Origin of the sequence: Occultella gossypii (assembly GCF_019947135.1) — a bacterium.
Classification (GTDB): Bacteria; Actinomycetota; Actinomycetes; order Actinomycetales; family Beutenbergiaceae; genus Occultella; species Occultella gossypii.
In genome coordinates this window covers 129,541-152,305 of sequence record NZ_JAGSHT010000013.1, presented here as the reverse complement: position 1 = coordinate 152,305, position 22,765 = coordinate 129,541, and the positions used below count along the sequence as shown (strand labels likewise).

At 70.3% G+C, this 22,765-nt stretch carries 28 protein-coding genes and 1 tRNA gene; 7 read left to right on the top strand and 22 right to left on the bottom strand.

The genetic code is table 11. From position 1 onward, the window contains the following. Positions 1-37: 37 nt before the first annotated feature. Positions 38-1,066, top strand: a complete 1,029-nt coding sequence (locus KCQ71_RS14135; protein WP_223406951.1) for a Gfo/Idh/MocA family protein — start codon at positions 38-40, stop codon at positions 1,064-1,066. Further along, entirely contained in the window at positions 1,059-2,129 is a 1,071-nt protein-coding gene (locus KCQ71_RS14130; protein WP_223406950.1) for an N-acetylglucosamine kinase, read from the top strand. Before KCQ71_RS14135 ends, KCQ71_RS14130 begins: the two co-directional genes overlap by 8 nt. Positions 2,130-2,151: 22 nt before the next feature. Here the strand turns inward: KCQ71_RS14130 and KCQ71_RS14125 are convergent, their stop codons facing one another. After that, positions 2,152-3,357 (bottom strand): glycosyltransferase, encoded by a 1,206-nt coding sequence (locus KCQ71_RS14125; protein ID WP_223406949.1) that lies wholly within the window; start codon positions 3,355-3,357, stop codon positions 2,152-2,154. A 93-nt stretch (positions 3,358-3,450) separates the two neighbouring features. On the opposite strand from KCQ71_RS14125, the gene tmk reads away from it, so the two are divergent. From tmk to KCQ71_RS14105, 4 genes are all read left to right on the top strand, one after another. After that, positions 3,451-4,086 (top strand): dTMP kinase, encoded by a 636-nt coding sequence (tmk, locus tag KCQ71_RS14120; protein ID WP_223406947.1) that lies wholly within the window; start codon positions 3,451-3,453, stop codon positions 4,084-4,086. Further along, complete coding sequence (locus KCQ71_RS14115) at positions 4,083-5,219, top strand: DNA polymerase III subunit delta' (RefSeq protein WP_223406945.1); 1,137 nt, start codon at positions 4,083-4,085, stop codon at positions 5,217-5,219. The genes tmk and KCQ71_RS14115 overlap by 4 nt, the downstream gene beginning before the upstream one ends. A 206-nt stretch (positions 5,220-5,425) precedes the next feature. Then, entirely contained in the window at positions 5,426-6,937 is a 1,512-nt protein-coding gene (locus KCQ71_RS14110; RefSeq protein ID WP_223406943.1) for an alpha/beta hydrolase, read from the top strand. 88 nt (positions 6,938-7,025) lie between these two features. Then, positions 7,026-7,098, top strand: a tRNA-Thr gene (locus KCQ71_RS14105). A 240-nt stretch (positions 7,099-7,338) separates the two neighbouring features. On the opposite strand, the gene KCQ71_RS14100 is transcribed toward KCQ71_RS14105, so the two are convergent. The 5 genes from KCQ71_RS14100 to KCQ71_RS14080 all read right to left on the bottom strand — a co-directional run bounded on the left by KCQ71_RS14100 (position 7,339) and on the right by KCQ71_RS14080 (position 11,631). After that, the gene (locus tag KCQ71_RS14100) at positions 7,339-9,099 is read right to left on the bottom strand and encodes a right-handed parallel beta-helix repeat-containing protein (RefSeq protein ID WP_223406942.1); all 1,761 of its coding nucleotides are present in this window, start codon (positions 9,097-9,099) and stop codon (positions 7,339-7,341) included. A gap of 136 nt (positions 9,100-9,235) precedes the next feature. Beyond that, positions 9,236-9,424, bottom strand: a complete 189-nt coding sequence (locus KCQ71_RS14095; protein ID WP_223406940.1) for a phage holin — start codon at positions 9,422-9,424, stop codon at positions 9,236-9,238. Between the two features lie 2 nt (positions 9,425-9,426). After that, complete coding sequence (locus tag KCQ71_RS14090) at positions 9,427-10,233, bottom strand: peptidoglycan recognition protein family protein (protein WP_223406938.1); 807 nt, start codon at positions 10,231-10,233, stop codon at positions 9,427-9,429. Continuing rightward, on the bottom strand, positions 10,230-10,691 hold the full coding sequence (locus KCQ71_RS14085) for a hypothetical protein (RefSeq protein WP_223406936.1): 462 nt from the start codon (positions 10,689-10,691) through the stop codon (positions 10,230-10,232). Before KCQ71_RS14085 ends, KCQ71_RS14090 begins: the two co-directional genes overlap by 4 nt. A gap of 4 nt (positions 10,692-10,695) precedes the next feature. Then, positions 10,696-11,631: a hypothetical protein gene (locus KCQ71_RS14080; RefSeq protein ID WP_223406934.1), complete on the bottom strand. Its 936-nt coding sequence runs from the start codon at positions 11,629-11,631 to the stop codon at positions 10,696-10,698. Between the two features lie 135 nt (positions 11,632-11,766). On the opposite strand from KCQ71_RS14080, the gene KCQ71_RS14075 reads away from it, so the two are divergent. Then, positions 11,767-12,183 carry a hypothetical protein gene (locus KCQ71_RS14075; protein WP_223406932.1) on the top strand — a complete coding sequence of 139 codons (417 nt, stop codon included), beginning with the start codon at positions 11,767-11,769 and terminating at the stop codon, positions 12,181-12,183. Here the strand turns inward: KCQ71_RS14075 and KCQ71_RS14070 are convergent. From KCQ71_RS14070 to KCQ71_RS13995, 16 genes are all read right to left on the bottom strand, one after another. Beyond that, positions 12,180-12,929, bottom strand: coding sequence for a hypothetical protein (locus tag KCQ71_RS14070; RefSeq protein ID WP_223406931.1), 750 nt, complete (start codon positions 12,927-12,929; stop codon positions 12,180-12,182). The genes KCQ71_RS14075 and KCQ71_RS14070 overlap by 4 nt on opposite strands. 1 nt (position 12,930) lies before the next feature. Continuing rightward, positions 12,931-14,043, bottom strand: coding sequence for a hypothetical protein (locus KCQ71_RS14065; protein ID WP_223406929.1), 1,113 nt, complete (start codon positions 14,041-14,043; stop codon positions 12,931-12,933). A gap of 2 nt (positions 14,044-14,045) precedes the next feature. Then, entirely contained in the window at positions 14,046-14,987 is a 942-nt protein-coding gene (locus tag KCQ71_RS14060) for a phage tail family protein (RefSeq protein ID WP_223406927.1), read from the bottom strand. 249 nt (positions 14,988-15,236) lie between these two features. Then, positions 15,237-16,088 (bottom strand): hypothetical protein, encoded by an 852-nt coding sequence (locus KCQ71_RS14055; RefSeq protein ID WP_223406925.1) that lies wholly within the window; start codon positions 16,086-16,088, stop codon positions 15,237-15,239. 13 nt (positions 16,089-16,101) lie between these two features. After that, the gene (locus KCQ71_RS14050) at positions 16,102-17,142 is read right to left on the bottom strand and encodes a phage tail tape measure protein (protein ID WP_223406923.1); all 1,041 of its coding nucleotides are present in this window, start codon (positions 17,140-17,142) and stop codon (positions 16,102-16,104) included. Next, positions 17,142-17,651 (bottom strand): hypothetical protein, encoded by a 510-nt coding sequence (locus KCQ71_RS14045; RefSeq protein ID WP_223406921.1) that lies wholly within the window; start codon positions 17,649-17,651, stop codon positions 17,142-17,144. Before KCQ71_RS14045 ends, KCQ71_RS14050 begins: the two co-directional genes overlap by 1 nt. Next, the gene (locus KCQ71_RS14040; RefSeq protein ID WP_223406919.1) at positions 17,641-17,778 is read right to left on the bottom strand and encodes a hypothetical protein; all 138 of its coding nucleotides are present in this window, start codon (positions 17,776-17,778) and stop codon (positions 17,641-17,643) included. The genes KCQ71_RS14045 and KCQ71_RS14040 overlap by 11 nt, the downstream gene beginning before the upstream one ends. A 17-nt stretch (positions 17,779-17,795) precedes the next feature. Then, positions 17,796-18,071 carry a hypothetical protein gene (locus tag KCQ71_RS14035; protein WP_223406917.1) on the bottom strand — a complete coding sequence of 92 codons (276 nt, stop codon included), beginning with the start codon at positions 18,069-18,071 and terminating at the stop codon, positions 17,796-17,798. Continuing rightward, positions 18,068-18,475 (bottom strand): hypothetical protein, encoded by a 408-nt coding sequence (locus tag KCQ71_RS14030; protein WP_223406915.1) that lies wholly within the window; start codon positions 18,473-18,475, stop codon positions 18,068-18,070. The genes KCQ71_RS14035 and KCQ71_RS14030 overlap by 4 nt, the downstream gene beginning before the upstream one ends. Before the next feature lie 2 nt (positions 18,476-18,477). Further along, positions 18,478-18,864 carry a hypothetical protein gene (locus KCQ71_RS14025; RefSeq protein ID WP_223406913.1) on the bottom strand — a complete coding sequence of 129 codons (387 nt, stop codon included), beginning with the start codon at positions 18,862-18,864 and terminating at the stop codon, positions 18,478-18,480. Next, a complete protein-coding gene (locus KCQ71_RS14020; protein ID WP_223406911.1) occupies positions 18,861-19,211 on the bottom strand; it encodes a hypothetical protein in 351 nt (116 codons plus the stop codon). The genes KCQ71_RS14025 and KCQ71_RS14020 overlap by 4 nt, the downstream gene beginning before the upstream one ends. A gap of 2 nt (positions 19,212-19,213) precedes the next feature. Continuing rightward, positions 19,214-19,435 carry a hypothetical protein gene (locus KCQ71_RS14015; protein ID WP_223406909.1) on the bottom strand — a complete coding sequence of 74 codons (222 nt, stop codon included), beginning with the start codon at positions 19,433-19,435 and terminating at the stop codon, positions 19,214-19,216. Positions 19,436-19,502: 67 nt separating this feature from the next. Further along, the gene (locus KCQ71_RS14010; protein WP_223406907.1) at positions 19,503-20,699 is read right to left on the bottom strand and encodes a phage major capsid protein; all 1,197 of its coding nucleotides are present in this window, start codon (positions 20,697-20,699) and stop codon (positions 19,503-19,505) included. A gap of 124 nt (positions 20,700-20,823) precedes the next feature. Continuing rightward, entirely contained in the window at positions 20,824-21,474 is a 651-nt protein-coding gene (locus KCQ71_RS14005) for an HK97 family phage prohead protease (RefSeq protein WP_223406905.1), read from the bottom strand. Then, positions 21,471-22,628 (bottom strand): phage portal protein, encoded by a 1,158-nt coding sequence (locus tag KCQ71_RS14000; protein ID WP_223406903.1) that lies wholly within the window; start codon positions 22,626-22,628, stop codon positions 21,471-21,473. The genes KCQ71_RS14005 and KCQ71_RS14000 overlap by 4 nt, the downstream gene beginning before the upstream one ends. Continuing rightward, positions 22,625-22,762 (bottom strand): hypothetical protein, encoded by a 138-nt coding sequence (locus KCQ71_RS13995; RefSeq protein WP_223406901.1) that lies wholly within the window; start codon positions 22,760-22,762, stop codon positions 22,625-22,627. Before KCQ71_RS13995 ends, KCQ71_RS14000 begins: the two co-directional genes overlap by 4 nt. Positions 22,763-22,765: the final 3 nt, after the last annotated feature.

The following is a 22,765-nucleotide window of genomic DNA, read 5'->3' as shown; positions in this document are numbered from 1 at the left end:
CGCCGGGCGGCCCGTCGCCGCACCCTAAGGTGTGTGCGTGAGCACACTCGGCCCTGCCTTCGAAACCGCCCCAGACCCCGCCGACGCCCCCGCCCTGCGCTGGGGCATCCTCGCCCCCGGGGGCATCGCCCGGAAGTTCGCCGCGGAGATCCCCGCGAACACCTCGTCGTCGGTGGTCGCGGTCGGCTCGCGGGACGCCGGGCGCGCCCGTGCGTTCGCCGACGAGTACGGGATCCCGACGGCGTACGGCAGCTACGCGGAACTCGTCGCCGACGCGCAGGTCGAGGCGGTCTACATCGCCTCCCCGCACTCGGCGCACCTCGAGCATGCCCTGCTCGCGCTCGGGGCCGGCAAGCACGTGCTGGTGGAGAAGTCGATCACCCGCAACGCCGGCGAGGCCCGGAGCCTGTTCGCTGCCGCCGCCGACCGTGGCCTGTTCGCCATGGAGGCGATGTGGACCCGGTTCCTGCCGCACATGATCGCCGTGCACGGGGTGCTCGATTCCGGTGAGATCGGTGAGGTGGTCAGCGTGACCGCCGAGCACGGGCAGGACATGCGCACTCTCGGTGACACGCACCGGATGCGCAACCCCGCGCTGGCGGGCGGTTCGATGCTCGATCTGACCGTCTACCCGGTCTCGTTCGCGCACGACATCCTCGGTCCCCCGGAGCAGGTCACCGCCGTCGGCACCCTGACCTCGACCGGCGTGGACGACACGGAGGCGATCACGCTGCGGACGGCCGCCGGGGCGGTGGCGCTACTGCACGCGACGATGCGTTCGGCGACCGCGAACGCCGCGACGATCAACGGCACCGAGGGGCGGATCGAGCTCGCCGGGACGTTCTACGCACCCACGACCGTCACGGTGCGCCCACGGCACGGTGAGGCCCGCAGTTTCTCGCCCGAGGTGAGCGCCGGGTTCGCCTACCAGGCCGCGGAGGTGGCCCGCCGGGTGCACGCCGGCGAGACGTTCTCCCCGCGGCACGACCCGGAGGGGACCATCGCGGTGATGGCCACCATGGACGAGGCCCGCCGCCAGCTCGGGGTGGTCCTTCCCGGTGAGTGAGGCCGGTCCGGTGGGTGTGCGCCGCCGGGTGATCGTCGGGGCCGACGTCGGTGGTACGTCCAGCAAGGTGGCCGTCGGGCTTGCCGGCGGCCCGGTGCTGAGCTACCGGACCGGCCCGGGTGGCAACATCCGCAGCTCGCCCGGCTCGGTCCGTGCGAACCTGGCCCAGACGCTCACGGCCGCGCTCGTGGCCGCCCGGGCCAGGGAGCCAGGGCTGGTTGCCGACGCCATCGAGGTGTCCGGGTTCTTCGGCATGGCAGGCGCCGGCACCGGCGAACCGGTCCGCGAGGTGCTCGACGTGACGGCCGCCGCCTGGGCGGACGCCGGCCTGCCCGGCGTCCCCCAGGTCCGCGGCGACCTGACGATCGCCTACGCGGCGGCCGCAGAGGCCCCGGACGGGATGCTGCTGCTCAGCGGCACCGGCGCCGTCGCGTGCCGGGTCGGGGTCCCGGACCGTGTCCGGGGCGCCATCGGGCCCACCCGTGACCCGTGGGCCGGGCTCGAGGTCACCACCAGATGTGACGGCATGGGCTGGATCCTCGGCGACGGCGGGTCCGCCGTGTGGATCGGGCTGGCGGGGCTGCGCGCCGCGGCCGCGCAGCTGGACGGGCGCGGCCCGGGCACTGCGCTCACCGCCGCCGTCCTGGACTGGGCCGGTGTCCCCGACGGCGTCGAGGCACGCCAGGCACTCGTCGTCGCCGTGCACTCCATGGCACCCGCCCAGTACGGCGCCGTGGCGCCGCTGGTGGCGAGCCTTGCCACCGCTGGGGACGAGGTGGCCGGCGTGATCATCGCGGACGCTGTCGCCGCACTGGTCGGCACCGCACAGGTGGTCGCGGACCCCACCCCCGCGGAGATCGTGCTCGCCGGCTCGCTGCTCACGACCGACGGCCCGGTCCGGGACGGGGTCCGCGCCGCGTTGGCCACGGGGTTCCCGGCGGCACTGCTGCGCACCGCCGAGATGCCCGTGGTGGGGGCGCTCCGGCTCGCTGCCGCCGAGGCGGGCTGGCCGGTGGGAGGGCCGGCCGACCTCGCCGCGATGGTGAGGGCCGTCGCGCAGTAGGGGTCGAGAGGTGGGTCGACGACTACTCACCCGTTCGCGCTTCGGCGATCCGCTCGATCTCCGGCACGAGTGCGGCGGCCTCGGGCAGTGCCGCGATCTCGGCTGCCAGTTCCTGCGCGCGCGCCCCGTACCGGTCATCGGCCAACACCGACGTCACTGCCTGCGCCAACTGGTCGGCGCCCGCGGGGGGATCCTCGACCCGGATGCCGGCGCCCATCGCTGCGACCCGATCGGCGTTCATGCGCTGGTCGATCGCGAACAACGGCATGAGCACCTGCGGAACGCCCGCGGCCAGCGCCGACATGGTCGTGCCGAATCCGCCGTGTCCCACCACGGCCGCCGCGAACGGCATCACGTCGTCCTGTGGCCAGTACGTCTCGACCCGGGCATTCCTGGGCCAGGGCGGCGGGACGAGCGCCCCCGCGGCGAGACCCGTGGTCATCAGCACCCGGACGGGTTGATCGGCCAAGGCGGCCAGGGCCGCCTCGTGGAGTCCGGAGAGGTGGTCCAGACCGGCCGCGACGGTCCCGAACGTCACATAGACCAGGGGATCCGTCGGCTCACCCCATGCCGCAGGCAGGCGTCCGGCGCCCCGCGCCGTGTCGGCTCGGTACCGGGTGACCGGGCGGTTCGGGCCGGCCTCGCCAGGGATGGCTTCTGAGTCGTCGAGGATCGCAGGAATCGCGGAGAAGGCGGGCGCGGACCGCATGGCTGCCAGGAGTCGACCCTCGGGGAGGCCGGCCAGTGCGTCCAGTTCGGCCAACGGCCGGGCGATCTGGCCGATCGCCCAGCTCATCATCGAGGTGAGTCCGATCGAGACCTCGACGTGCGGGATGCTGCTCGCCTCAGCGGCAGCGAGCGATCCCAGCTCCATCGGCTCGCGCAGGATCACGTCCGGCTGCCACGCCTCGACCGTGCGGCGGACGCCGGGCAGGGCATGCTGGGCGTCGAGGCGGCCGAAGATCTCCCGCGTCACGGTTTCGTTGGCCTCATCGAAGCCCAGCATGGGCAGGGTCGCCATCACGGGGCCGATCAGCTCCGGCGGCACGTCCGCGAACGGGGCGTGGGCCAGGCCGGCCCGGGCGACCGCTCCGGCGTAGGACGCCGGCGCGGCCACGAGTACGTCGTGCCCGGCATCGACGCAGGCGCGAGCCACATGCGCGAGGGGACCGAAGTGGCCATCGCCGGCGGTCGTGGAGCACAACACGCGCATGCTGAATCGTCGCATCCGGTGGCCTGTGCCGTCCGGCGAATGGCAGCGCAGGCGGTCGGCAGGGGCACGTGGTCCGCTCCGTCGGTGGGCGTCGTTAGGCTGCAGGACGTGACCGGACTCTTCATCTCCTTCGAGGGCGGCGACGGCGCCGGCAAGTCGACGCAGTTGGGCCTGCTCGCCGACTCCCTGGCAGCCAGCGGTGTCCGGGAGGTGGTGCGTACCCGTGAGCCCGGCGGCACCGAGCTCGGGCGAACGCTGCGGGACCTGCTGCTGCACGGGTCGGACCTGGATCCGCGCACCGAGGCACTGCTCTTCGCCGCGGACCGGGCCCACCACGTCGCGTCCCTGATCCGCCCGGCGCTGGCGCGCGGGGCAGCCGTGCTCACCGACCGGTACCTCGACTCCTCCGTGGCCTACCAGGCCGGCGGCAGGGTCCTGCCCGCCGAGGAGGTGGAGCAGATCTCCCTGTGGGCCACCGGCTCGCTCCTGCCGGACCTGACGGTGCTGCTCGACCTCGACCCGGTCCTGCTGACCGAGCGGCTCAGCGACGCCCCGGACCGGCTCGAACGGGCCGGCTCCGACTTCCACGTCCGCACCCGGCAGGCGTTCCTCGACCGGGCCGCCGCCGATCCGGTCCGCTGGCTGGTCCTCGATGCCGCGCGGCCGCGCGAGGAGCTCGCCGCGGCGATCCGGGTGCGGGTCGATGCGCTGCTCGCGGGCGCGGTTGCGGGGGAGCGGCCGTGAGCGTCTGGGATGCCCTGGTTGGCCAGCCGGAGGCCGTCGCCGTGCTCAGCGAGGCCGTGCGCCGCCCGGAGGCGATGACGCACGCCTGGCTGATCACCGGCCCGCCCGGCTCCGGCCGATCCGTGGCCGCCCGCGCGTTCGCCGCCGCGTTGCAGGACCCCGCGGACGTCGACGGCACCTCGCACGAGACCCAGACGGCGCTCGCCGGCACCCACGCGGACGTCACCGTGCTCGCCACCGAGAAGGTGGTCATCAGCATCGACGAGGCGCGGAACCTGATCGGCCTGGCGCAGCGCGCGCCGTCGCAGGGTCGATGGCGCGTGATCATCGTGGAGGACGCGGACCGGATGGTCGAGCGGACCTCGAACGTGCTGCTCAAGGCCATCGAGGAGCCGCCGCCGCGGACGGTCTGGATCCTGTGTGCGCCGAGCCCGCAGGACGTGCTGGTCACGATCCGGTCCCGGTGCCGCCTGGTGAACCTGCGGGTGCCGCCGGCCCAGGCCGTCGCGGACCTGCTGGTGCGCTCCGACGGCGTGGACCCGGATCTGGCGATGGAGTGCGCCCTCGCCGCGCAGAGTCACATCGGGATGGCACGTCGGCTCGCCGCGAACCCGAAGGCCCGCGAGTACCGGGCGAAGGTGCTGGCCATCCCGGCGACGATCCGCGGCGTCGGGGACGCGATCCTGGCCGCTGGCACCCTCGTGGACGAGGCCACCGAGGAGAGCAAGGTCGCCACCGCCGAGCGGGACGCGGTGGAGAAGGCAGAACTGCTGCGCAACCTCGGGGCCGAGGAGGGTGGCACCATCCCGCCCGCGCTGCGGGCCCAGGTGCGCCAGCTGGAGGAGGAGCAGAAGCGCCGGGCCCGGCGGGCGCTCATCGACGTCCTCGACCGGGCGATGGTGGACCTGCTCTCGTTCTATCGGGACGTCCTCGTGGTCCAGCTCGACAGCGACCAGGTGCTGATGAACCGGGCCGCCGAGTCCGCGGTGCGGGAGATGGCGGCCGGATCCGCACCCGAGCAGTCGCTGCAACGCATGCAGTCCGTCGGGGTGGCGCGCACCCGGATCGCGGCCGGTGCCGCGCCGCTGCTCGCGATCGAGGCGATGACGGTCGCGCTGCGCCCACAGAACTGAACCGCGCGGAGCGGAACCGCCGCCACGCTGAACAGGCCGGCGCACCGAACCGAATTGCCCCATGAACCGCCCGACCCTCGGAACCGACTCCGACACCGTTGAACCGATCGCGAACGCGACGTCCACGCGCACGGAACCTCCGCCGTCGGGCAGTTCTGCCCTCGACCCGGCGCCGACACGTCAGTTTGCTTCTATAGGCTGCCCTCGTGCGCACCCCATCCCGCCGCTCGTCCGCCGTCGCTGCCGTGTTCGCCGGCATCGCCCTGCTCGCGGGGTGCGCCGCGCCGGCGCCACTCGTGCAGCCACCGGCCGCCGGCGGGGGTGCGGTGCCCGAGGGACTCGAGGAGTTCTACTCCCAGCAGCCGCAGTGGTCCGAGTGCGACCCGAACTACCAGTGCGCGGACGTCGAGATGCCCCTGGACTACGAGGACCCGGGCGGCGAACGGATCACCATCGCGGTGAAGGTGTTCGAGGCCGTCGGGGAGCCGATCGGCTCGCTGTTCGTCAACCCTGGCGGGCCAGGCGGCTCCGGCATCGAGATGGCCGAGTCCGCGTCTGCCTACTTCGGCAGCGACATCCTGCGCAACTACGACGTGGTCGGCTTCGACCCGCGCGGGGTGGGGCAGTCGTCAGCGGTGCGCTGCTACGACTCGGAGCAGCTCGAGGAGTGGTACGGCACCGAGTTCGACGTCGAGACCGATGAGGGCTTCCAGGCCTACGTCGACGGCAACACCGCCTTCGGCGAGGCCTGCGCGGAGAACACCGGTCCGCTGATCGGGCACGTGGACACCGTCAGCGCCACCCGGGACCTGGACATCCTGCGCGCGGTCATGGGGGAGAGCCAGCTGACCTACCTCGGCTTCTCCTACGGCACGTTCCTCGGCGCCCACTACGCCGATATGTTCCCGGAGAACGTCGGCCGCCTGGTGCTCGACGGTGCGGTCGACCCCGCGCTCAGCTACGGCGAGATCATCCGCGGCCAGACCGGCGGGTTCGACCTGGCCTACCGGTCCTACCTCGAGGACTGCCAGGCCGGCACCGACTGCCCGCTGACCGGTGATGTGGAGGCCGGCATCGACCAGACCATCGCGCTGCTCGAGCAGCTTGCGGACACCCCCGTCGACAGCGGTGACCCGGACCGTCCCGTCAACGACGCGGACCTGCTCAACTCGATCATCGTGGCGCTCTACAACCCGGGGTCGTGGGCCTCGCTCACCAGCGCGATCACCGCGCTGCAGGAGGGGGACGGGTCCCAGATCCGGTTCCTGTCCGACTACGCCCTCGACCGGGACGAAGACGGCAACTACCCCGAGGACCAGGGCGCGTTCCGGGCGATCGACTGCCTCGACTACCCGGTCGAGATCGACCTGGACGCGATGCGCGCCGAGGTCGAGGAACTCACCGAGATCTCCCGCCTGTTCGGCCCGTACAACGGCTACGGCGAGGTCGGCTGCGCCACCATGCCGGTGCAGTCCACGGCCGTGCGCGAGCCGCTCACGGCGGAGGGTGCCGCGCCGATCCTCGTGATCGGCACCACCCGCGACCCGGCCACCCCGTACGAGTGGGCCGAGTCGATGGCCGAGCAGCTCTCCTCGGGCGTGTTCCTGTCCTACGACGGCGACGGCCACACCGCCTACGGGGCGGGCAGCTGCATCGACGATGCCGTGGATGCGTTCCTCGTCGAGGGGACCGTCCCGGAGGACGGGCTGTCCTGCTGAGGCCCGGATCACACCGTCACCGTTTTGGTCAACGCCGACGGCGGCGGGTACAGTGGGCGCGCCCCGCGGCTCCACCTGCGGGGCATCCGCCGCCTTAGCTCAGTCGGCAGAGCGTCTCACTCGTAATGAGAAGGTCCAGGGTTCGATTCCCTGAGGCGGCTCGGATGGATGGCCCGGAATCTCAACGGTTCCGGGCCTTCGTCGTAGGGCCGGTGAGAGGCTAGGTTCACACAGAGGTGCACACATGCGCCAACGACGGAATCGCCCCCGCCCAGCCGGAGCCGAGCGGGGGCGAGCGTGCTGCGGGCGGCGACTCAGATGAGTTCGTCACCCCAGCCGAGGAAGCCGAAGAAGAAGCGGAACATGGCGGTCACCTCCTCACTGGATGCCGAGCGTTGGCGTCATGCCTTGAGGACGGCGACCTTCCACCCGGACGAGGCGGGGTCGATGGCGGCGCCAGTGACGTTGGTCAGGCGCACGGTCACGGTGTCCGGGTTGGACACGTAGACCTGGGGGATGAGCCCCGCGGGCAGGACCGGCGGGCCGAAGGCGATGCGGTCACCCACCACCGCTCCGGCGATGATGATCGTCAGGTCGGCCGATCCGCCTGCGGCGATCGACGGGAAGTCGAGCGTGGCCGTTCCCTCGACGCCGGAGAACACGGTGCGCACGCGCGTGGTGTCGCGCACCTTGAGCTGGTCCGTGGTGGCGAACCAGGTCTGGCCACGGGTGAGGATGGCCGGGTTCAGAGCGCGGGGGACATACCGCAGCACGTCGGTCCGGGCGCTGCCCGCCGTGTAGTCGTAGTCCATCCGCACGGTGGTGAAACTCAGGTCCGTGATCTCGGCCGCCGCGCCGCTGTACGTGCACGGGCCGATCCACGTGCGGTCCGCACTGGTGGTGGTCTGCACGTGATCCACGACGTGGCCGGCGAACCAGTTCCCCTGGATGGTGGTGCGTGAGGCGCCGTCGATGACGAGCCCTCGCTGCGTCACTGCCGAGCCCTGGATCAGGCAGCCCGTGACGTTCGTGGACGACGCCTTCTCGGAGAGGCCGGCGCGGTAGTGGAGGTAGATGTTGGGGCTCGACCCGTCCTGCCCGTTCTTCTCCATGTGGCACCCGAGAAGAGTGGCCGCGACGACGTAGCGCAGATCGAACCCGGCGCCCGTGTTCGACTCGGCGTCGGCGTTCTGGAACAGGACCGTCGTGCCGCCAACGATCGCGTACCCGCGCCCGTTGTTCAGGATGGAGATCGTGCGGTCGAAGGTGACGTTGTTGAAGTTCGTCGCGCCGTGGAACCCGTCGCCGCCGTTCTGGTCTGCGAGCGTGCGGACGAACGACATCGAGTAGGAGTCCTCGGCGGCAACGCCGTGCGATCCCCAGCTGGTGACCCAGCAGTCCTCGACGGTCAGATCCACGCTGGCCCACTTGATGTGGATGCCGACGCCGGTCCCGCCTGAGGCCTTGCCCGGCCCAACGATGGTGAAGCCCCGGATCCCCACCTGCACCAAAGTCGAGAGGGAGGACGCTCCGAGGAACGTCACGCCATTCTCGGCCAGGTCGGTGGTCGCGATGATCGTCTCGCGGCGGCCGCCGATGGACTCGACGTGGACGCCTGACGTTGTGACCGTGAACGGCGCATAGGTTCCATCGGCGACCAGCACCGTCCCGCCCTCAGGCAGAGCGTCCACCGCGGCCTGGATGGTTGCGAACGCCTGGGCGAGACTCCGGCCGTCATGCGCATCCGACCCTGCCGTGGCGTCGACGTAGACCTGGCGCCGCAGCGGGGGGGTGTCAGCCTTGCCCTCGAGCGCGAGGAACCATGCCGCCTCGGGCTCGGCCGTGGGTTCGAACGTGGCCGGGTCCACGTCAACGAGCGCGCCGTACTCCACGGACTCGACATCAGGAACGACGACGTGGCGGATGGCGCCGTAGGGGACACGCTCGGCCACCTGCCAGCACCAGTCCGCGCCAGTCGGGTCCACGTCCACGGTCACCGTGCCGTCAACGAGCCGGGCAACGAAAGCGGCCGGGGTGACCACGTGATCGGAGCCGGGGGTGTCGATGTGACGGCGGCGCGTGGGCTGCCACAGGACGGACCCGACCGCCGGGACCGGCTCGGGAGTGGCAGGGGTTCGCAGGTCGATATGGACAGCCACCATCAGTCAGACCCCTTCCAGGGATTCGGTCAGTCGGAGCAGAGGTCGTCGTACTGGGCGAGCTGCTCGACGGCCACCGCCAGGACGGTGCCGTCGTCGTCGGTGTCCACGTCGAGCCACTCCCGCCGCCGGTGCATGGCTACTCTTCGGCTCGATGCTTCGGCGTGCCGGGCGTGTTGGCGAGGGCGAGGCCGTTGCCGAGAATGGCCGCACCGACGGCGAGCCACAGTGCAACCTCCTGCTCGGACACGAAGCCGTAGATCACGGCCAGGGGTGCGAGCGTCACGAGGATGCCGTAGATGTACTGGCGGACCTTGGGGCTGGGCATGATCAGGCTCCGAACTTGAGGTGGGCTTCGAGCGTCTTGATCAGCTCGTTGGTGAGCGTCTCGTGCGGGACGCCGGCCTTCACGAACGCGTTGTAGTCGGCCTCGGGGATGGCGATGATGTAGTCGCCGGTGATGAGGCGCCAGGCGTTGCGGCCGTACTTGGTGACGTACATGGTGGGTGCCTTCCTGGGTGCGGGTTCGGGGGTCGGTGCGGGCGTGGCGCCCTTCCCGGTGATGTAGCGCTGGGCGAGGTTGAAGATGTCGTCGATCTGGTCGATGACCCTGTTCGTGGGACACGTCTTGCCGCGGTCCTCGGTCCACCGCTCCCCGGTCTGCGCGGCGGACCACGTGCGCCGGTCCTTGGTGGAGAAGCGGCCGAAGTTCCCGGAGACGCCGAGCCGGTGCCACGCGAGCCCGCGGGTGTCCTTCCAGGTGGCGATCCGGTTCGGGACGTCGTACTCGGTGACGAGGTACGCGAACAGGCGGGCCAGGTTGTCGACCTGGTCGGCGGTCAGGCTGTCGCCTTCGCGGCCCTCGTTCTCGACGGACACCGTCTTGCCGTTGCCGTCGAGGTCGGCGTAGGTGCGGTGGTGCAGCTCCTGGTGCTGGCGGAAGTCGCCGTCGCGGGAGTTGTGGAGGTGGGCGTAGGTGCCGGACGGGCCCTTGCCGGGGCCGTAGATGTCGTTCGCGCGGACAGCGGTGATGTGCACCGTCATCCGGACGGGCCGGTTGACTCGCGTCGAGCGGCCCTTGATCGGGTCCCAGTCGGCGCCGGGGTAGCGGCCGCCGTTGGGCACGGGCTTACTCATTCGCCCTCCTCCTTCGGTCGCGTCCATTCCTGGAACTTGTCGGCGATCAACTCGGCGACCACGCCCGGGATGGACCGGGACAGGCTGGTCAGCCGGCGCTCTCGTTCGGTTACCGCCAGGGCGAGCTCGTCCCGGATCTGCGCGTCCTCTTGGTGCAGCCCGACGACGTCCTTACGAACGCCACGGAGCTCGCCTCTGAGGTCGCCGACTTCACCCCGGAGGTCGCCGACTTCTGAACGGACTCCGCCGATCTCGTGGACGGCCTTCTCGACGGACGTGCGTACCGAGGTGAGTTCGTCCCGGAGATTCGGATAGTCGCCGTCGGAGTGCTCGTTCTCGGTCTGCGTGGCGCTGGTGCGTGCGTCCTTGCCGATGCGGTTGAGCTTCCGCCCGCCGACGAACGCGACGACGACGAGGCCGATTGCCTGGATGATCTGGCCGATGACGACGTCACTCATCGGATCAGGCCGGGTAGGCGCGGACGCGTAGCTGCGTGAACGCGGTGCCAGTCGGGTTGAACGTGCCGCTCCCGATCGCCCACACGCGCAGGACTTGGGCCACCCCGGCGGCGATGGTGAGGGTGCCGTGGACGGCGGTGGATCCGCCGACGGACACCCCGGACGCGAACGGGGCGAGTGCGCTGGCGCCGCCGGCCAGCGGGGGCGGGTTGGTCGAGTTGATGGGTGTCGTGCTGAGGGACGACGTAAGCCGCACCTCCCACGCCTCCCCTGCTCCGACGGACGCCGAGACGACGACGTCGACGTCGACGGTGCGGGCGAAGGTCGCGGACGGGATGGTGATCTGGGTGAGGATGCCGGACGTCGCCTTGACCAGGGAGTTCGGCCACCCGCCGTCCGGGGCGGTGAACACCTCGGGTGGCTGGGTGCCGCGCAGGCGGGCGGTGGGTCGGTTCGCCGCGGAGATCGTCACGTTGGCGTGCGCGGTGTTCGTCGCACCCGCCGCGACCGTCGCCCGGGCCAGCTCGACGCCGCCGGTCGGGATCGACGGCGCGACGGGCGAGCCGGACGCAGTGCCGGACGCAACCGCGATGATCGCCTCGGAGTCGGCGTCCGCGTTGTCCACGTCGCGGTGCAGGGCGTAGATGATGTCGATGCGGGACCCGGTGCCGGGCGCGGGCGGGATGGTGTCACCGACGCCGTTCGTGCCGACGGTCACCGCCCCGTAGTTCCCGTACAGGACCGCGCCATCGCTCGGCTGCCGGGAGGCGGCCACCGTGACCGACGACACCAGGTACGCCCATCCGGCCGTGCCCGTGACGCTACCCGGAACCAGGACACCGAACGCGTCGAACAGTCCCGCGAGCGCCTTCCTCGCCTCGTTCGGCGTGGTGCCCCTCGTGGCGTCCTTGCGGACGAACAAGCCTCGGAATATTGCCATGGTGGGGTTCCCTTCCCGGATGACGGCTGAGCGCGGTAGAATCCGGGACACACCAGAGACCCCCGCGACTGCTGCGAACAGTCCGGGGGCGTGACCGACTACTAAGGAGTCGATGTGTCCCAGTCTAGGAGCAAGATGAGTGCCAAGTCAGTTGTCGTAGGTGCCGTGGCGGCGTTCGTCGTCGTGGCCGGGGGCGTGACTGCTGCTGCCACTGCGAACGCGAACTCGGAGCCGCTGCCCCGGTCGCTCTCTCAGATCGAGCAGGCCGAACCTGAGCCGACCGTGGAGCCCGTCGCTGTCGTCGAGCCGACGCCCACTCCCGAGCCCGAGCCGACCGTTGAGGTTGTCGTCGAGCCCGAGCCCGCGCCCGTTGTCCCTGCGCCCGAACCGGAACCGGAGCCCGTCGTGACCCAGCAGCCCGCACCCGCACCTGCCCCCGAGCCGGCGCCAGCACCCGAGCCGGCCGAGGAGCACACGCCGGTATTCGTCGGACCGGGCGAGCCTCCGAACACTGAGGTCATCATCCCGGCCGACCCGACCGAGGCTCCCTAGCGCAGGAAGATCGCGATCGCGTCAGTGTTCGCCACGCTCGGACCTGTCCAGGGTCCCGCGTCGACATAGACGCAGGTGGCCACGCTGATAGTCCCGCCCGATAGGCCGGTCAGCAGACGCGACGCCGACCCTGTCGCGTTCGCGTGGCCACTGGCCAGCGCCTGGTCATAGGTCAGGTTCGACAGCGCGGAGCCGATCTGCGCACCCACGTACAGGTAGGTCGGTGCCGCCGTGGTGTTCTGAGCCGACGCGGATCCGACCGCGAACACGATCGCGCGAGAATATCCCGCGGGCACGTCCAGGGTGATGGACGCAACGAGGGTGCGGGTGGTGGGGACCACGAAGCCTGACGAGCCGCCGCCCGAGCGGTCGAACTCGACCGGGCTCGCCAGTGCGTCGTTGTCGATGATCCCGTTGGGCAAGGACAGTGTCCCGGTGATGGCCGCGTTCCCGCCGATCGTCGTGTCCCCGGAGAACGTGGCATCGCCCGAGACGCCGAGGGTGCCGCCGATCGTCGTGTCGCCGGTGAAGTCGGCGCCGCCCGACACGTCGAGGTCACCCGTCACGCCGAGCGATGACCCGATGACCATCCCCTCGGGAGACATGCCGATCCCGGCCGCCCGCAACGGCGCGCCACGCTCGAGCGCGGCGATCCGATCCTCCTGGGCACGGATGATGTTCAGCAGCCGCCCATACCCGGACTCGTCGTTGCGGCGTCCACCGTTCCAGCCGTCAGCGTCAGCCACGTCAGCGCCTTTCCAGAGTCGGTCGGAGTTCGATGTCGACGACAGCAGATCCAGCCGACGCCTTGATGGACACGATCCGGGACCGGTACACCCCAGCCTGCAGGTAGGCGTGGTCGGTGCCAATGTGGACCGCGGCCCAGTCGCCCGGCCGGTACTCGCCAAGGGTCGGGAACGTGTCCCGCGCGACCTGCAGCGACCACGTCGTCCACGGGGCGGACCCCTGGTCGCGGTAGGCCGGCGGCGACTGGTCGAGCGTCGCCTGCTTGCCCACCGTGGAGTGCGAGTAGGTCGACTCGAGCAGCGGGTATCCGCGCGCCCACTCGTCCGCGCCGGTCGCGCGAGACAGCAGGATTGCCGTGTCCATGCCCATGCCGGTGACCCACACCGAGTTCGTGCGGGTGGAGGCGTCTCGGCCGACCGAGAGGCTCATGACACCACCGCTGGCGCTCGGGTCCCACGGCCAGTCATCGCCGGACTGGTGCAGCAGCGGGTCGCCCGTGATGCCGGTGCGCATGACCCACTCGATGCCGTTCCCGTCGGAGGTCAGGCGCGGCTCAAACGAGAACTCAGGGCCACCCTCGACGTCGGACAGGTCGGCGAGAGCCTTGTCGATCTTGACCAGCTCGTGACCCGGGTAGGTGCGTGTGTCGGTTCCGCCCTCGTCGGGCGGGAGGACGATGGGCAGCGTGCCGCCCGGGTTCGCGAGCGAGCGCTGAACGAGCCGCTTCCCGATAGTGCCCAACGACCCAGGGCCGTAGGACAGGCTCGTCTTCTGCGGCTCGGCGGCCGTGGCGTCGACAGCGAGCCGATGGGCGAACATGCCACGCAGGCCGATCGCCTTGACCGTCAGGTTGCCGGTGGTGTCGTCGTAGTCGTGCGCCACGATCGGGCCAGCCTCGCCGATCTGCGTACCCACCTGGCAGGCGAGGAACGAACGCCACGGCTCGAGCTGGCCGAAGAACTCGCCAACCCGTGTGCGTACCTCGCGGTCGCGCAACGGGATCGTGCACGTCACCTCACCGTTGGCCCCGAGCGCGGCCGTGAACCCACCTGCCGTGATCGGCAGCGTGGTTAGCCGGCGGCCGGTGACCATCTCCCCGGCGAGGATCTCCACCGTCACCACCACGCATCACGCACGGAGGCGACCAGCGCGGCGGCGGTGAACGTCGGAGCGGAGAACGCCCATTCGGATGAGCCCTGCTTGGGTACCGGGGTCCACTCGCGGCGGACCAACTGCCCGGACCTGTCGACGCCGTCGAGAGTCGCCACACCGATCGCCGACCGCACGGTGAGCGTCGAGCCGGCGGGGATCACAGTCGACGACACGATCTGCCGCCCGGTCTCCACGTTCGTCAAGGTGAACCCTCCCGGCGCCGGCCCACGGACCTCGAAGTCCGGGAAGTATGGGGCGGTGCCCTCGTTCGTGAGGATGACGCGGCCGGTGGAGCCCTGCTCCCCGAACTCGAGATAGCCGGTGTCCACAGTTCCGTCGGTGAACAGGTCGAACTCCAGGCCGCCGACGAGCTCGGGCAACGTGGTGTAGTGCTGGCGCTTCGGGCCGTACCGGTACGGGTCGGGGGCGAACAGTTCGATTTGCGCCGTGGCGGACCGCCAACCATCGGTCCGCACCAGCGGCTGCCCGTTCAGGCGGACCGCGGCGCTCGTGGTGTGCCCATCCGGCTCGACCACGGTCAGCAGCCCGTACTCGCCGTCAGCCAGGATCGACGTGACCACACGACGCGCGGCGCCGATGTCGAGGTCGCTGCGGGTCTCGCACTGCACCGACAGCCCGACCGTGCGCCCACCGCGGTAAGCGGGGAGCCCGAACTGCCCATGCTGGCCCGGCCGGTCCGGGGCGTCCGACCGCACCGGTGCGCCATCGAACCAGCCCTCGATACCCTCCTCCTGCACGGACCAGTCACCATCGGCGACCGACCCGAAGAACGTGACGCCATCGACCGTCACCGCGAGCGTGCCGAGCGGGAAGGTCGGGGCGACGTCGCCATCCGGCCCGAGGTAGGCGGTGGTGCCAAGGTAGTTCTCAGGGCCGAGGTACACGGGGCGTTCCCCTCTCCATGCTCACGATTGGGTAACGGAAACGTCAATCACGCCCGCGGCACGCCTGGCCCGTTGTACTGATGAGGCATGGACCTGTGCCCTGAGTGCCAGCACCCCCGAGAGCGGCCGTCGTGGCTGGCCCGTCGGTTCAGGTTCCGGGCCGTATGCCGAGCCAGCGACTGGGGTGTGAACCCGTCCGGCTACGCCGAGGCGTGCCTGTGCGCTCACGAGTTCCACGCGGTCGTGGCGTCAGACCTCGATTAGGCCGGTGACCCACAGGTTGCCGCCCGCCATGTTCACCGTGGCCGGGTCAATCGGGGTCTTCTGCGTGCGCCCACCCCGCCACACCCACGCCTTCATCGTGTTGACCGCCGCGCCCGCCATGGTGGCTGCGCCGAGGTTCATGAACTGCACCTGGGTCAGCGTCTGCGACATCGACGCCACCCCCACCCGCCACTGCGGGTCACGGGCGGTGGCGCCGCCGATCGGGTTGGTCGACTCGCCCACGGACTGGTGCGTCAGCTGCAAGACGCCAGGGCCGAAGACGCCGTAGTCCAGGATCGTGAACACCCCAGCGAACGAGGACCACGCGCCGGCGGTGTAGACGACGTAGTCGCCGATCCCTTCACCCGCGCGGTACAGGTAGATGTCGGCGTAACTCACGCCGACCGAGGCGCCGGCGGTGATGCCGTGCTCGGTGATGGTTTCGTCGGTGGTCGCCTGGAGCGACGACACCCGCAGCCCCGTGAAGTCGTAGTGCACGCGGACCCGGTCGGCCATCGTCTCCACGGAGGCCACGCCTGTTGAGGTGTGGGTGGCGTCGGAGATCACGCCCCACGTCGTCCCGCCTGGGTTGCGGAGCGCACATGACACGAGCCGGTAGTTGCGACCGCTGACGCCACGGATCAGGCCGGAGGAGCTGAGCGTCTCGGCGGTCGTCAGGGCCGTCGAGGCGTCCAGCGTGGCTTGTGCCGCGGCCAGTTGGGCGGACGCTGCATCGGCAGAAGCGTCAGCGATCCCGATCTGCATGCGGATCATCTCGTCCGCTTCGAAACCCGGGGGCGAGTCGTTCACCCAGTCCGTCTTCGGCACGAAAGCCATCAGGCGTTCCCTCTCATCCCTGCATCGCGAACGTCAACTGCCGAGCCGCCGATGCTCCAATGGCCTCCTCGGACATGCCGGGCTGCGGGTTGACGATGATCTGGACGCCACCAGGGCCGGTGCCGTTGGGGTGCACCCGAGACCCGGTCGGCAGGCTCACGACCTCAGGGCCCCGCTCACCGACGACGGCCCAGCCGCCGCGGGCGATGTCGCCACCGCGGGCCAGCATGGGGATGTTCGGGACGGAGAACGACCGGCCACCGACGCCGGGGATCCAGTCCGGCACGGTGAACCCGACAGCCCCGACCGAGTTGTTCCAGAAGCCGGCGACCGAGTTGAACGCGGACCGGAAGGCGCTCTTGATGCCGGAGCCGATGCCCTCGAAGAAGGACGTCGCGCCGTTCCAGACACTCTTCACGTCGTCCCAGAGGCCGGAGAAGAAGCCCGCGATGGGTCGCACGACGTTGGTGTTCATCCATCCCGACGCCGACGCCCACACACCCTTGATCCAGTTCCACGCAGCCGCACCCGCAGCCTTCACCGTGTCCCAGTTCTTGACCAGCAGCACGACGATGGCGATCAGGGCCACGATGCCGATGATGATCAGGGCGATCGGGTTCGCGCTCATCGCCACGTTCCACGCCCACTGAGCAGCCGTGGCCGCACCCGTGGCGATCGTGCCCGCGACGAGAGCGACCTTCTGCGCGATCGCGGAGTTCTTGACCGCGTCCACCGCGGCCTTACCGCCGACCATCGCCGCCTCGAACAGGTCGCCCGCGTCGGCAGCCGTCGTCAGCGCCGCGCCACCCACCTGCATGGCCGCACCGAACGGGCCGCCGACCGTATCGCCGAGCCCCATCAGCGCGCCACCGGCCTGAGCGCCCAGGGTTGCGAGGGTGCCCGCGCCCTCGGACATGCCGTCCATGCTCGCCGTCGCACTGCGCGAGGACTGCTCGATCGAGTCCGACGCCCGCTCGGCAGAGGTGGCGACCTCGTCGAAGGTGGACGACGCCTTGTCAGTGCCGATGACGGTGAACTCGACAGCGGCAGTCATCAGACCTCCCTGTTCAGCGTCTGCTCGATCTCGCGGGCAGCTTGCAACATCGCGTCAGCAGCAGCCTCGAGGAAGTCGGACTCGTGATCGGCGATGACGTCAGCGAGTAGATCCTTGGTTGGGACCTTCTGCTCTTCCCAGCGCCACGAGCGGCGTGGCCGGCGACCCGGGTATATCGGGTGCCGCAGCGTGCCCTTCTCGAGCGAGGCGTAGTCGTGCTTCTTCTCGGTCGAGACGATCTTGATCCCGGCTCCCTGGGATTCCGCGCTCGTCAGTCGGTTGCGGACCGCGAACAGCCGCTTCTTACTGGTGAGCGCCCGGGATGCCCCACCGCGCTTCGGGAGCTTCGACGCCAGGGTCGACCGCATGTCGTCCGTGACGGGCTGCCCGGCCTCGCGCAGGGCGGCAGCGAGGCGCTTCTTGATGTCCTTGCCGTCGCCGACCTTGCGCATCACGCGGGCCAGGGCGTCCAGAGACTCCCCGCCCTCGAATCGAACCTCAGCGGGCATGACGGGCCCCCTCCCGGATCCGGCGGTTCATCTTCACTGCCTCGTCGTAGAACTCACGGCGCTCCAACTCGGTGAGCACCATCCAGGACGCGACCGGCTGGTCCGTGGTCAGACACCACCGGGCCATCCCGCGCGCATCCTCTCTTAGGCTTCCCCCGCGGCATCGCCACCTTCGGCGGGCTTCTCGGCGAACCACGACTGCAACTCGCCGACGGTCAGCGCCGACGCGCGCGCCTTCGGGTCGGGCTCGCGCTGCCGGTGCAGGTCGAGGAACACGAGCGCCTCAACCCACGTCTCCGGGTCGGCCTTCGCCATGTGCGCCAGCGGGTTGCCGAACGCCCGGTTCACCAGGCCGCGCTCCTCGCCCGTCACGGACTCGTAGAACTCCAGCGCGGTGGAGGTCGACTGCGGCTCGCTCACGCCGTCACCTCGAGCCAGTCGGTGATCAGCCACTGCACCTCGACGGTCAGCGTCTGCGACCCGTCCTCCGCCGCGTCGCCACCGATGTAGGCGTCGCCGGTCGGGCCGGACGGCGTGACGTTGAACGAGTAGTGCGGCTGTGTCACGGAGGGTGCGGCGTTGCCGAGCGGCTTGAGCACGCCCGTCACCTGGGCACCGCCGCCGGCCATCGCCAGCTTGTACAGCGAGCCCGTCGCAAGATCCTGCAGGATGGTCATGTCCAACCGCTTCGGGATCGAACCCCGCATGTCGGTGAACGTCTGCCGCGTGCCGTACCCGAACGTCACGGACGTCGTCTCGTCGGATCGGTCGATGGAGTCGATCAGGACCACCAGGTCCCGGCCGTTGATCCTCGTGGTTGCCATGGTCAGCCCTTCATCTGAGCACGCGAGAGGCGTGCGGTGACGTTGACGGCAGCCGCAAGGGTGGGCTGCCCGTTGATCTGAAACTCAGCCGGCTCATCAACGGCGTCGGCTGCCACCTCGTAGCCGTCGAGGTCGGCGGTCGCGTTGATCACGCCGACGGCCATGTCCATGACCCGCTCGGACGTCACGGCGTTCGTCCCCGGCTTCGCCACGCACACGACGCGCAGGACCGCCAGCCAGGAGCCGAGAGACTGGCCCGTGACAACACCGCCGATGAGGACGTACCGGAACGGCGCGGACGCCTTCTCGGGCACCTCGCCGTAGGTCTTGAGCCCGGCCGCCGTGAGAGCGTCAGCGAGCGCGTTGGCCGCGGCCGTGACCGCGTTCACGCGAACCCCAGCGGGGGGACGTAGGGCGCCAGGAACACACGTGCGGCGTGCAGCGGATCGGACGACACGCGCAGCGCCACCGCCGACCCGTCGCCGCCGTCGTCGAACGTCGTCATCAGCACACCGTTGGGCGCCTGAGTCTTGTTCCACAGGTCCACCGCGCACCGGAACACGGCCTCATCGAGGACGACCGGGGGGATGACCAGCGGCGTGTCCGGGTCGGGTGTGTGCTCAGTGATGTAGTCCCCGACCATCTGCTCGGTGAGCAGGAGGATGCGGGACGCCTCGGCCGTCTCGGACGCCTCGGCGCCGACCCGCGCGAGCAGTTGGGCGACCGTGACGGCCACGGTCAGACCTTCCGGCGGCGCGTGCGGATGCGGGTCTCGGCGGCGGCGGTGTCCTTTGCAGGACGAGTCTCGACCTTCGCCGCGCGCTCCGTGACCACCTCGACCTGACCGGCCTCGATCATGCCGAGCGCGGACACGTCGGCCAGGTCGATGACCTCGCCGACAGCGGGCCACGGGTGGCCGTTGACCGAACCGGTCGGACGAACCTTGATGCGAACCTTCATGACTACCTCCGAAGCGGTGACGAGACCGAGGGAGCGGGGCGACGCGGGGCCGCCCCGCTCCGTTCGGTCAGACGGCGGGGGTCGCCAGGAACTTGACGGCGTTCGGGTCGAGCGCGACCGCACCGCGGCGCACGATCGCCTTGAACGCGGTCTGGTCGTTCTTGAACCCGGCCTCGGCCGAGCGCTCGAACCGCAGGCCGCCCGCGATGCGGACCACCAGCGCCTGCCAGTCGCCGAAGAAGATCGGCTTCTTCGACGCCGCGAAGGTGTCGAAGCCGGGGGCGATGAAGACCGGCTTGCCGAGCACGACGCTCGGGTTGCCCGCCGTGAGGCCGTCCTGCCACACCAGGTCACCCGTGCTCGTCTTGAGCTTGCGGAGGACCGCGGCGGTCAGGTCCGCCACGCCCCACGCGGCCGACGCCGAGGTGCGGTACGGCGCGATCACCGAGTGGAACAGGTCCACCAGGAGGTCGGAGCCCTGACCCACCTCGTTCTGGGCGCCGAGGCCCGTCAGCACGCCCGCCGGGGTCACCGCACCCTGCGTGGTGAAGCCGGCGATCGCGGCGGCCACCGCGGCCTGCGCCACGTTGAGCCCCAGGGCTCGGCCGGCGTTGCGGGCGATGTAGCCCTCGACGTCGAACGTGGCGTCCTGCAGGAGCTCGTTCGGCACGAAGGTGAGGTAGCCGCGCTTGGCGACCGACAGGTCCACCGTGGTGATCGTGGAGTCGTCCTCCGGGATCGGGTCGTTGGCCGGGATGTCGGTCGCGCCGGGCTCGGCGTGAACCGTGGCCTTCGGCATCGGGATGGTGTTCCCGTCCGCGGTCGACATCACCTGCGCGTAGGCGAGGATCTCCGACGCCTCGACCGCGTACTCCCAGAGGGTGGACGCCACCGACGCCTTGCCGGTGCCGCCCGTGGCGGACATGGCCCGGCGCTCGATGTCGCTCGCCCGGAACTGCAGGTCGAAGCCGTCACCCGCACGCGACTCGCGGATGAACTTGTCGAAGTCCGACCGCTCCTCGGTGCCGGCGCCCTTGCGACCCTGGGTCAGGGACGCCTCGATGTCGGCCTCGCGCTGCTCGTGCTGCCGAGCGGCCTGGAGGCGCTTGTCGGCGTCCACCAGGGCGGTGTCCAGGTTGTCCGACTTCGACTGGTCGTCGGGGGTGAGCGCGCGCTTCTCGCGGAGCGCGGCGTTGATGATCTCGGCCTTCTGGGAGGCGAGCAGGTCTCGCATCTCCTCGAGAGCCTTCACGTAGAGCGACATGATGGTCCCCTTCCTGGGGGCTGGTGGTGATGGTGGATGAGCCCCAGGAGTTGTCGCCCGGGATGGAGCGGGGTACTGCTGACCGCACGGCGCGCAGAGGTTGTCCTCCGTGCGTGAGCGGGGGTCAGAGGTTCGGCAGGCCGCCGATGAGACCGCCGAACGTCGGGGCGGTGGGAGCGCTGTCGGTGCGGACGAAGAGCTTGCGCACCTCGCCGGCCGCGGCGAGCGCCCTCACTTCGTCGGGGTCGGCGTGCATGAACGTCGCCAGCGAGCGCAGACCGACGGACGTGTCGAGGTACGCGGGCACGTTCACCGGGGCCACGTCGAACAGGCGGCCGGAGATGAGCGTCCGGCGCGCGAACCCGGTGTCGTCCTGGTCCCACGCGTCCTCGTCGGCGTAGAACGCGAACGAGGACTGCCGCACGTCACCGCGCTGGGTGAGCTCGTAGACGTCGGCGCGGGCGTCGGGCACGTCCACCTCGTAGGTGAGTCCGACGCTGTCGACGTCGAGGCGCAGCGTGTTCGCGCCCGTCGTGCCGAGGAGCATGTTGTCGTCGTGGTTGTAGCGGGCCAGCACCTGCGGCCAGCCCTGCGAGCGCGAGTAGTTGAAGAACCCGGGGGCGATGCGCTCCTTGAACCCCCCCAGGTTCTGGCTCATGCGGTCGAACTTCGCCGCATACCCGCCGATGGTCTTGACCGAGGCGGCGCGCACCTGGACAGGAACGTCGGCGCCCTCGTTGAACTGCGACGCAAACCGTCGCTCAGCGTCCGTCATGACGGCGCCCCTTCCCTTTCGGTTGCGGCCGGGTCTGACTGACGCGGCACGTTGAAGACATCGCCACCCGGAATGGGCGGACGGTCGGTTCGGGCTCGCCACTCGTTGCGGCTCGCGACGCCCGCGTTGATCTCCTGGACCATGACGCTGGTCCGGGTGTTGATGTCCGTCCGGATCGTGGCGTCGGTGTCGAGGTTCACGGACTGCGCGTTGGGCAGCAGGCGACCAACGGCCTGCTCGAGCCGCTCGATGTACGGGCGCATGTTGTTCGCCCGGTTCAGCGCCCGCGACTCGTCCGTCGAGTACGTCAGCGACTCGCCCGCCTCGCCACCAACCTCGCGCGGGTCCAGGCCGTAGATCGACGCGATGCCCGTCGCCGTCATCTTGAGCGTCTGGATGAACTGCGCCTGAGCCGGCGGGATGCTGACGATGGACAGGTCCCAGTCGTTGCCCGAGACGAACGGCTTACCCGACGCGAACGCCGTCACCGCACGGTCACGGACCGCCTCGGCAGGCTTCGGGTCCAGGGTCCGCTTCGTGTTCTTCAAGATCGCCGGGGGGATACCACCACCGCGCTTGACGTCCGCGTACTCCTGCGCCGACAGACCGGCCGCGACCATCGTCGCGAAGTGGTCGATCGGGGACAGTCCCAGCACGTAGCCCGGCATCGGGATCCACGGAATGTGCACGATCAGCTCGGACGGCGTCACCTTGCCGTGGACGCGCCAGACGCGCTCATTCTCGTCGAAGCCCCAGTCCGAGCGCCGCAACCACCGGACGTCGGTCGGCTTCATGGTCGCGTACTTGTCGGTGTCGCGGACGATCCCCACGGCGTTCCCGTAGGCCGCCAGCGACAGTGCCGCCTGACCGAACCACTGACCGATGCCGTAGCCGGTCAGTGCCGGCCCCGTGCCCTTCTCCGGGGCGGCCAGCAGCGGCGGCATCGAGTTCATGCGTGCCCGAGTGCCGTCCTCGTTCATCCGGTACGCCACCACGGGCAGCGTCGAGATGTAGTCGTAGATGTGACGCCAGGACGCGAACACGGGCGCGAGGTACTTGGCCGTGTCCGGCGAGATGCGGCGGCCCGAAGCGGTCACCGTGCCCTCATCCATCCACGACGTCATCGCGCGACGCTCACCGAACAGCAGACTCACGAGCGCCTCCAGGAGATCCACAGGGACGCAGCTGCCAGCACGAGCAGCGAGGACGGCCACCACACGATCGCGGCGAACGCCACCAGGCAGGCGATCCCGAACAGGTCGAGCGCCACTGCGCGTAGAGCCTTCATGGC